General features: G+C 56.2%; 7 protein-coding genes and 1 rRNA gene. 7 read left to right on the forward strand and 1 reads right to left on the reverse strand.

Annotated elements, in window-relative coordinates; all coding sequences use genetic code 11:
- Positions 1 to 11 precede the first annotated feature (11 nt).
- The 7 genes from FPL19_RS16485 to FPL19_RS16515 all read left to right on the forward strand — a co-directional run bounded on the left by FPL19_RS16485 (position 12) and on the right by FPL19_RS16515 (position 9,453).
- On the forward strand, positions 12 to 707 hold the full coding sequence (locus tag FPL19_RS16485) for a 3'-5' exonuclease (RefSeq protein ID WP_150914139.1): 696 nt from the start codon (positions 12 to 14) through the stop codon (positions 705 to 707).
- 229 nt (positions 708 to 936) lie between these two features.
- Entirely contained in the window at positions 937 to 1,200 is a 264-nt protein-coding gene (locus FPL19_RS16490) for a DUF4212 domain-containing protein (protein ID WP_150914141.1), read from the forward strand.
- Positions 1,201 to 1,205: 5 nt separating this feature from the next.
- Entirely contained in the window at positions 1,206 to 2,972 is a 1,767-nt protein-coding gene (locus FPL19_RS16495; protein WP_150914143.1) for a sodium:solute symporter family protein, read from the forward strand.
- Positions 2,973 to 3,070: 98 nt separating this feature from the next.
- Entirely contained in the window at positions 3,071 to 3,574 is a 504-nt protein-coding gene (locus FPL19_RS16500) for a hypothetical protein (protein WP_150914145.1), read from the forward strand.
- 10 nt (positions 3,575 to 3,584) lie between these two features.
- Complete coding sequence (locus FPL19_RS16505; RefSeq protein ID WP_150914147.1) at positions 3,585 to 7,100, forward strand: hybrid sensor histidine kinase/response regulator; 3,516 nt, start codon at positions 3,585 to 3,587, stop codon at positions 7,098 to 7,100.
- On the forward strand, positions 7,097 to 8,737 hold the full coding sequence (locus FPL19_RS16510; protein WP_150914149.1) for a tetratricopeptide repeat-containing response regulator: 1,641 nt from the start codon (positions 7,097 to 7,099) through the stop codon (positions 8,735 to 8,737). Before FPL19_RS16505 ends, FPL19_RS16510 begins: the two co-directional genes overlap by 4 nt.
- Complete coding sequence (locus FPL19_RS16515) at positions 8,734 to 9,453, forward strand: sensor histidine kinase (protein ID WP_150914151.1); 720 nt, start codon at positions 8,734 to 8,736, stop codon at positions 9,451 to 9,453. Before FPL19_RS16510 ends, FPL19_RS16515 begins: the two co-directional genes overlap by 4 nt.
- Positions 9,454 to 9,654: 201 nt before the next feature.
- Here FPL19_RS16515 and rrf read toward each other — a convergent pair.
- Positions 9,655 to 9,759: ribosomal RNA gene (rrf, locus tag FPL19_RS16520) — 5S ribosomal RNA — on the reverse strand; the annotation flags it as partial.

A 9,759-nucleotide genomic window follows, 5' to 3' on the forward strand; every position in this document is an offset into this window, starting at 1 on the left:
GAGCTCTGATCATGTTGGACCGACTCAGGCAATGGCTCTCTCTCCCGGGCAGAAGCTCGCGTGCCGACCACCTGCCCGTGCCCAAAGCGCCCGGTGACCAGCCATTATGCGGTTGCCGACTAATCGTACTGGACCTGGAGACAACGGGGCTCAGCGCAGCAAAAGACGAGGTCATCGCCATCGGCGCTGTCGCGATTAGTGAAAATGCCATTGATCTGGGTGACCAGTTCGATCTGGTACTGCGGCGCCCGGAACTGGATATCAGCGAAACGGTGCTTATTCATGGCATCGGACCGGAAGCACTGACCGCCGGACATGAAACAGAAGATGCCCTGCTGCATCTTCTGGAATGGATGAACGGTGATCCGGTAATTGCCTATCACTCGGCTTTCGACCAGGGCTTTCTGGAGAAGGCCCTGCGCAAAACCCTGAGCTACACCCGAAGCCATGCCTGGATGGATGCCGCTGAAATCCTTCCCGCTTTTTTTTCCGAATCCAGAGACGGCGGCGCCAGCCTGGACGACTGGGCAGACCGCTTCGGCCTGGAGGTGAGCGCCAGACATAATGCCGCCGCTGATGCACTCGCCACGGCCGAGTTGACGCTGATTGCAATGAATCAGGCCGCCAGCCAGGGGGTCAATACCCTCAAGGAATTCAGTGACCGACTAAAATATTACCGCCGCCTGAAGAATATGCATGGACACTGATTCCTTGCATCAGACCCCCTCCACTGTGCCCGGTTATAAATCTGCCCTCAATTCTCCTTGAGGGCCGCAAGTTCCCGAGAATTAGACCTTTTGCCAATATCTATCCAGCCGTTGACAGGTAAAGTCAAACAGGACCAAGGTCATGGAGAGACCGCGTAAAAATAAGCAATAAGAAAGATCCCTTACGGAATAGAATCGGCCCACTACAAAAACAAACAGGAGTGATCCAATGTCAGGTCATAGCTACGACGCTGAAAAGTACTGGAAGGCGAACCTTCGCCTGATACTCGGGAGCCTGATCGTATGGGCTCTGGTGTCCTACGGTTTTGCCATTTTGCTCAGACCCATGCTCGCAGGCATCCCCATTGGCGGGACAGACCTGGGATTCTGGTTTGCCCAGCAGGGCTCAATCCTTGTCTTCATCGCTCTGATCTTTCATTACGCCTGGCGGATGAACAAGCTCGATGAAAAATTCGGCGTGCAGGAGGAATAAGAGCAATGGACCAATTTACGATTAACCTGATCTTCGTAGGGGGCTCCTTCCTCCTGTATATCCTGATCGCAGTCTGGGCGAAAGCCGGAAGCACCAGCGATTTCTACGTGGCCGGCGGCGGTGTTCACCCGATCACCAACGGCGCGGCCATCGGCGCGGACTGGATGTCAGCTGCGTCCTTCATTTCCATGGCGGGCCTGATTGCCGCTGGCGGTTATGCCAACTCTACCTTCCTGATGGGCTGGACCGGCGGCTACGTGTTGCTCGCCATGCTGCTGGCACCCTACCTGCGGAAGTTCGGCAAGTTCACCGTGCCAGAGTTCATCGGCGACCGGTTCTACAGCAAGAATGCGAGACTGGTAGCGGTAATCTGTCTGATTGTTGCATCTGTCACCTACGTTATCGGCCAGATGGCCGGTGCCGGCGTGGCCTTCTCACGCTTCCTGGAAGTTGACGCCACAACAGGCCTGATGATTGCCGCCGTGGTGGTATTCATCTACGCGGTACTTGGTGGCATGAAAGGCATCACCTATACGCAGGTGGCTCAGTACTGTGTGCTGATTATTGCCTACACCATTCCTGCCGTGTTTATCTCACTGCAGCTGACCGGAAACCCGCTGCCACCGCTGGGCCTGTTCTCGACCCACATTGACTCAGGCATGCCAATTCTGGACAAGCTGAATCAAGTCATTACCGACCTCGGCTTTAATGAATACACTGCCGACGTAGACAATAAGCTGAACATGGTGCTGTTCACCCTGTCACTGATGATCGGTACTGCGGGCCTGCCACACGTTATCATCCGCTTCTTCACCGTGCCCAAGGTCGCTGACGCACGCTGGTCTGCAGGCTGGGCGCTGGTTTTCATTGCGCTGCTGTACCTGACTGCGCCTGCTGTTGCTTCAATGGCCCGTCTGAACCTGATGACCACCATCTATCCTGATGGCACGTCTGCAGCGCCGATCGAATACGACGAGCGTCCGCAATGGGTCAGGGAGTGGGAAGTCACTGGCCTGATTACCTATGAAGACAAGAACCAGGACGGCCGGATCCAACTGTACAACGACGTTCCCTCCTTCGAAGAGACAGCGCAAGCCCGTGGCTGGGAAGGTAACGAGCTTGTCGTAAACCGCGACATTCTTGTACTGGCCAACCCGGAGATCGCCAACCTGCCCGGCTGGGTCATCGGTTTGATCGCCGCAGGTGGTCTGGCGGCAGCTCTTTCCACGGCGGCGGGTCTGTTGTTGGCAATTTCCTCAGCGATCAGTCACGACCTGATAAAAGGCCGGATCAACCCCAATATCACGGATAAGGGGGAGTTGTTGGCAGCACGGATATCCATGGCCGTAGCCATAGTGGTGGCAACCTACCTGGGCGCAAACCCGCCAGGGTTCGCGGCGCAGGTAGTGGCACTGGCTTTCGGTATTGCCGCAGCGTCACTGTTCCCTGCACTGATGATGGGTATCTTCTCCAAGCGAGTGAACAACAGAGGCGCCATTGCCGGCATGCTGACCGGTCTGGCCTTCACCCTGGCATACATCTTCGTGTATAAGGGCTGGCTGTTCATTCCGGGCACCAATAACCTGGCTGACACACCGGAGAACTGGGTACTGGGAATTTCACCACTGTCTATCGGTGCGGTTGGTGCCATGGTCAACTTTGCGGTAGCCTTCATCGTGTCCAACGCGACCGAAGAGCCGCCGATTGAAATTCAGGAACTGGTTGAAAGCGTCCGTTACCCTCGCGGGGCCGGCAAAGCAACTGGTCACTGAGTAAACCAACAGCCTGATACAGTGCTTGCACTGAAAGGGTAAAAGCGGACGGGCTTCCTCACAGGGGAAGCCCGTTCTTTTTTGAGGAAACACCTTTTATGTTCTGGAATTTAATCGCAACCGTATTTTGTGGGCTCGGCGCCGCTGGTATTGCTCTTGGTATTCGGGCGCTGACCCGCAACAAGGCACCCAAATGGATTATTCCGGTGTTTGCCGGCGCCGGCATGCTAGGCTATCTGATACAGGGCGAATACACCTGGTTTGAGCTGAAACAGTCGCAACTGCCGGAAGAGGCGGTCATTGTTGACACTGAATCGGAAGCCATATTCTGGCGCCCCTGGACAATGGTCGCGCCCTACGTGACCGCCTTTTCAACCGTGGATACCCAGAGCATCCGCCGGAGCGGGGAAAACAGCCAGGTGGTTCATTTCACGCTTTACCGGTTTGAACAGAAAGTGACCGACGCGGTATCACATCGCGTTCATATCATGCATTGTGGCAAGCGTGATCTGGTCCCTCTGGGCTCGGACGGAAAACCCCGTATCGACAACATGAAACGACTTGAGGTTAGCGACAAGTTGTACCAAACGGTCTGTCAGTGAAGAGCCGGATATGATCAACGCCTGGTTACTGGTCCTAATTTCAATAACCTACATCTCTATTCTTTTTTTCATTGCCTGGGCCGGTGACCGGCACCCCGGCCTTTACCGTCGAAGGCTGGTCAGAACCCATATCTACGGCCTCTCCCTTGCAGTTTATTTCACGTCCTGGACTTTCTATGGCGCGGTCGGACGCGCCACCCAGGAGGGACTGGGGTTCCTGCCCATTTACCTGGGCCCCCTGCTGATTTTTGTCTTCGGCGCACCTCTGTTGCGCCGAATCATTTTTATAAGCAAACGCAACAACACGACTTCTATCGCCGACTTTATCGCGTCCCGGTATGGCAAATCCCAGTCACTGGCCGCCATGGTCGCGATCTTCGCCCTGATCGGCAGTGTTCCCTACATCGCCCTGCAGCTGAAAGCCATATCCATGGGATTCAATGTGCTGTCGGATGCGCAAACCAACAACTACGTCAGCACCGCCGCCTGGAACGATTCAGCCTGGTACATCACTCTAGCACTGGCGATTTTCACCGTGTTATTCGGCACCCGGCACCTGGAATCCACCGAACATCACCGGGGTATGATCCAGGCGGTCGCCTTCGAATCCCTTATTAAGCTGGTGGCTTTTGTGGCCGTTGGCCTGTTTGTCGGCTTCGGACTCTACGGAGGCTTCGGAGATCTGTGGGACAAGGTAAACCAGGCCGACCTGATGGGTACGCTCACCACAGATGGGGTTGAAGCCCCTGCCTTTATTACCCAGACGCTGGTGGCGATGCTGGCGATTATCTGCCTGCCGCGACAGTTTCATGTGATGGTGGTCGAGAACACGGATCACCGGGATTTTGAGACCGCCCGGTGGGCCATGCCCATCTATCTGGTCATTGCCAGCGCTTTCGTATTGCCCATCGCCGCCGCGGGACTGCTATCCCCAGAGGCATCCGCCTCCAATCCCGACATCCTGATCCTTAACCTGCCAATACTGGCCGGAGAGCAATGGCTGGCGATTCTTGCATTTCTGGGAGGTGGCTCAGCGGCCGCGGCAATGGTCATCGTCTGTTCTGTTGCCATTGCCACCATGCTGAGCAACGAAATCGTCATGCCGGCTCTGCTGAAGTTCTTCCGACCGCGGATGAACAAACAGACCGACCTGAGTTCATTGCTGCTGGGCATCCGTCGCGTTGCCATTTTTGTCATCCTGTTCACAGCCTACGGTTTTTATCGCATGGCAGGGGAAGACTACAGCCTGACCGCATTCGGTCTGTTGTCTTTTGCCGCAGCCGCACAATTCGGCCCTGCTCTGGTCGGTGGCATTCTCTGGCGCACCGGCAACTACCAGGGAGCCATCTGGGGGCTGGGGCTTGGCTTTCTGTTGTGGGGCTATACCTTGCTTCTACCCGCACTGGCGTCCACTGGCTGGATCAGTAGCAGCCTGATCAGCGAAGGCATCGGGGGCCTCAGCTGGACACGGCCAACGGCGCTTTTCGGGCTCGAACTCGACCCGACCAGCCATGGCATTGTCTGGAGCCTTGGCCTGAATACACTGACCTATATCGTGTTGTCACTCTTTACGCGGCAAAGGGTCCGGGAGAAGATACAGATCGCCTCCTTCTTCCAGGATCCCCAGCCAAAAGCAGAAACGCCCCAACAGCAAAGCTGGCAGGGCGAGGTGCTCACGTCGGACCTTCAAGCCATCACCGACCGCTTTATGGGGGAGGAACGGGCCGAGGCCATCTTCCGCAACTATGAGCGGCGCAACGCCATCCGTCTTCATCTGCACCGGCCTGCGTCCGCACACCTGATGAAGTTCATCGAACGGCAACTGGCTTCGGTCATTGGCGCCTCAACGGCCCGCGTGGTGCTGGAATCGACTCTGACCGGGCGTGACATGCAGATCGAAGACGTGGTCAGCATCGTCGACGAAGCATCCCAGGCCATGACCTTCAGTCGTGAACTGCTGCAGTCCGCGATCGAGAACATCAGCCTGGGCGTATCCCTGGTCAACAACCAGCAGCAGCTGGTGGTCTGGAACCAACGCTACCTCGAACAGTTTGGCTACCCCACCGGTTTTGTTCGGGTCGGCCGCCCGATCCAGGATCTGATGCGCTACAACCTGACCAGCGCTAACCTCCCGGCCCGGCGCATTGATGAAATCATCGAAAACCGCTGCCGCAGCATGCGGAAAGGCCTGCCCATGTCCTATGAGCGGCAGCGCCCCGACGGTACAGTCATCAGGATCGACGGCAGCCCGATTCCCGGCGGCGGTTACGTGACAACCTTCCAGGACATCACGGCGATGAGGCGCACCGAACAGGCGTTGAAGGAAACCAACATCTACCTCGAGCAGCGGGTCAAGGAACGCACCCAGGAACTGCAGGTGATCAACGAGCAGATGCTGAAAGCCAAATCCGTTGCAGAACAGGCAAACCAGAGCAAAACCCGCTTCCTTGCCTCTGCCAGCCACGACCTGCTGCAACCGCTTAATGCGGCACGACTTTTTACCTCGGCCCTGGCAGGCAAAAAGGCCGATCCCGAAACATCGGATCTTGTCGATCACATCGACAGTTCACTGGGCGCGGCTGAAGAAATCATCAGCACCCTGCTGGACATCTCGAAACTGGACGCCGGTGCTCTCGAGCCAGATATCGGCAATTTCCCAGTCAACGACATCATGCGACACCTGGCCAACGATTTCTCGGCCATTGCCAAAGACCAGGGTCTGGACCTGCATGTGGTTCCCAGTACCGCCTGGGTACGCTCAGACTCGAAGTTGCTGCGCCGGGTGATCCAGAACTTCCTGTCCAACGCCATCCGCTACACGCCTCAGGGCCGCATCCTGATGGGCTGCCGGCGCCTCAGGGGCTATATTCGTATTGAAGTCTGGGACACGGGACCAGGCATTCCGGACGATCAGCTTGCGCAGATATTCGAGGAATTCCGTCGTTTCCAGCAGGGTCGCGACAAAAAAGGTCTGGGTCTGGGGCTTGCCATCGTGGACCGAATCAGCGGCATGCTGGATCATCCGGTGAATGTGCGATCGGTGCAGGGAATTGGCAGTGTGTTCTCCATCACCGTGCCCGCCGTGGCTGCGGAGAAGAGCCATGCAGAACGCCCGCTTTCCAGTGCATCAAGCCGCAGGGTTTCCAGCCTGAGCGGCCTGAAAGTACTGTGTATAGACAATGACCCCTCAATTCTTCACGGCATGACGGCACTGATGGCAAACTGGGAATGCGAGGTCAACTCGGCTCAGAGTCTTGAAGCCGCCAGGGAGCAACTTACAAACGGCGTCCCGGATATTATTCTGGCGGATTATCAGCTCGACGACGATCAGAACGGCCTGGATGCCATGGATGCTCTGAGAACCTGTATCGACAAGGAAGTCCCCGGCATTCTGATTACCGGCTATATGGCGCCTGAAGTACGCGAGGATGCCATCAGCCGGGGCTACCAGGTGCTTTACAAGCCGGTAAAACCGGCCGCCTTGAGAGCGATGGTTAACAAACTTCTTAAGCAGCGAAAACGATGAACGATTCCTCCGCCAGATCAACCAGTGCAGATTTCGCGAAGTTGAGCTATCTCATCATCGACGATTTCGAGAGCTTCCGTATTTCCATGCGGGAGATGCTGCGCAGCTGCGGCGCCGACCGGATAGAGTCCTTTGCCAAAGCCTCCCCTGCCATCCAGTTCTGCGCCTACAACCATGTAGACGTTGTGCTCTGCGACTTTAATCTTGGTGAGGGCAAGAACGGCCAGCACATTCTTGAAGAGCTCCGGCACAAAAAGCTGCTCAAACGATCGTCTCTTTTTCTGATGGTGACAGCAGAAACGTCCAAGGAAATGGTCATGGGGGCCCGGGAATATCAACCTGATGCCTACCTGACCAAGCCCATCAACCGGGCGATGCTGATCAAGCGCCTGGACAGTCTGATCAGCCAGCGTAACGCCCTGATGCCCATCAACCGGGAAATCGATCGCGAAAACTACCCGGAAGCCATCTCGCTGTGCCTGAAATATCTGTCAACCGAACCAAGATATAAAACCTGGCTGATGAAAACCCTGGCCGATCTCTATTATCAGGTTGGAGATTTCAGCCATGCTCTTAAGATATACGACGACGTGCTGGCCCAGCGGGATCTTTCCTGGGCCAGTCTCGGGCGCGGACGTATTCTGCTTGCCACCGGCAATCATGATGAAGCTGTAGACGCCCTCACCGGCCTGATTGAGAAGCATCCGGACTATATGGAAGCTTATGACCTCCTCGCCGAAGCACTGTCCCGAAAAGGCCGGCCCGTGCAGGCCCAGAAGGTTTTGGAAACCGCGGCAAACCTCTCACCGAATGCCCTCCTGCGACACCGACAGCTCGCGATACTGGCCAGCTCCAACCAAGACCTGCCGACAGCCTCGGAGGCCTGGCGCCAGACGGTACGTTTGGGTACGCACTCGATCCATGACAGCCCGGAGCACTATCTCGCCCTGGGCCAATCGCTTTCCGACCTGAGCGAGGGTGACAATTCAAGCGACGGTTATGCTAACGCCGACGAGGCCCTTACGACCCTCAGACGGATGGAAAGACGCTTCCCGGAGGAAGAGAACATCAAAGCCCGCAGCCGTGTGGTCCAGTCCCGGGTTCATGCTGGCCAGGGCAACATGAAAGAAGCGAGAGAGGCGTTGGACACCATCAAGGAGGAACTCGGTGACAGCGATAACATTGATCCGGAGCTGGGAATCGATTACGCCAAGACACTGTTTCGCCTGGATCAAGGCCAAGAAGCCAAACAGTTATTGGCTAAGCTTGCGTATCGATGTGCCGACAACCCGACCCTGATTCAGAAGATAGAGAATCTGCTTGATGAGCCGGTTGGTTATCAGGACAAGCTTAAAGCGCGAAGTCTTAACCGGGAGGGAATAAGCGCGTTCGAGAGCGGCAACCTGGACGACGCGATAAAAACATTCACCGATGCGCTTTCCATCGTTCCCGACCACGCTGCGCTGAATCTCAACATGGCACAGGTTCTGATCAAGAAGCACCAGGACGCCAACGACGGAGACACTCTGCGTCGGGCTCAGAGTCACCTGGACCGTCTTCAGGACCTACCCGAACAACACCGCCAGTATCGCCGTCTGGTTTCGCTGCGAAATAAACTGAAAGGAATGATGACATGACGTCTGAGCATTCAGTGCCTTCGCGCACGTCACGAGAATCCGACCAGAACATTGATTTTTCGATGGTCCTGGCGTCAGCGGTCCATGACATGAAGAATTCACTGGGCATGCTGCTTAATTCCCTGGACGAACTGCGCCGGGAACAGGGCACCAACGTCAGCGAATCAAAGAAATTCAATACGCTTCAATATGAAGCAGAGAGGATGCACAACGATCTGGTGCAACTGCTGGGAATCTACCGGCTGGGAGAAAACAACCTTTCCGCCCACATCGAGGAACATTTCGTGCCCGATTTCCTCTCTGAGCACATGGCCAGACATACGCCGCTATTAGAAGGATTGGGAATTCAGTTCGAACTGGAAGCAGATGACATAAACGGCTTTTTTGACGAGGATCTTCTGACCGGTGTCCTGAACAACACCATGAACAACGCGCTGCGGTATACAAAGCAGAAGATCCGGCTCAAGGCAACAGAGCGCGATGGGTACCTGGTGATTTCCGTTGAGGATGATGGCGAGGGCTATCCTGAAAACATGCAGCATACCGGAACGCCGGAATTCAAAACCCTGGACTTCAACAACGGCAGCACCAGCCTGGGGCTGTTCTTTGCCGCCTCAGTGGCCAAGTTGCACCGCAAGGGTGATACACGGGGTTCGATCCGCCTCCATAACGAGGGGGAGCTTGGTGGTGGGGTGTTTGAGGTTTGGTTGCCCTAGAAACTTACTCAGCCCATGCTCTGCACTGGGATGACCTACATTGCTCATGCCTGTCGGCCTTCGGCCCTACGGGCCCGCCGTCGCTTTGCTCCCGCGTCCTGCGCCTGCCTGCGGCAGGCTTGCACCCGTCAGGCCAGTGGATTTTCCCCAGGCAATAAAAAACCCCAGTCCGTTTCCGGACTGGGGTTTTTGGTATTAGGAGCCTGACGATGACCTACTCTCACATGGGCAGAAGCCACACTACCATCGGCGCTGGTCTGTTTCACGGCTGAGTTCGGGATGGGATCAGGTGGTTCCAGACCGCTA

The organism is Marinobacter halotolerans, assembly GCF_008795985.1.
In the GTDB taxonomy this organism is placed as follows: Bacteria; Pseudomonadota; Gammaproteobacteria; order Pseudomonadales; family Oleiphilaceae; genus Marinobacter; species Marinobacter halotolerans.

Coding starts and splice junctions, on each gene's coding strand:
- FPL19_RS16485 (WP_150914139.1), top strand. CDS start 12: ATGTTGGACCGACTCAGGCAATGGCTCTCTCTCCCGGGCAGAAGCTCG.
- FPL19_RS16490 (WP_150914141.1), top strand. CDS start 937: ATGTCAGGTCATAGCTACGACGCTGAAAAGTACTGGAAGGCGAACCTT.
- FPL19_RS16495 (WP_150914143.1), top strand. CDS start 1,206: ATGGACCAATTTACGATTAACCTGATCTTCGTAGGGGGCTCCTTCCTC.
- FPL19_RS16500 (WP_150914145.1), top strand. CDS start 3,071: ATGTTCTGGAATTTAATCGCAACCGTATTTTGTGGGCTCGGCGCCGCT.
- FPL19_RS16505 (WP_150914147.1), top strand. CDS start 3,585: ATGATCAACGCCTGGTTACTGGTCCTAATTTCAATAACCTACATCTCT.
- FPL19_RS16510 (WP_150914149.1), top strand. CDS start 7,097: ATGAACGATTCCTCCGCCAGATCAACCAGTGCAGATTTCGCGAAGTTG.
- FPL19_RS16515 (WP_150914151.1), top strand. CDS start 8,734: ATGACGTCTGAGCATTCAGTGCCTTCGCGCACGTCACGAGAATCCGAC.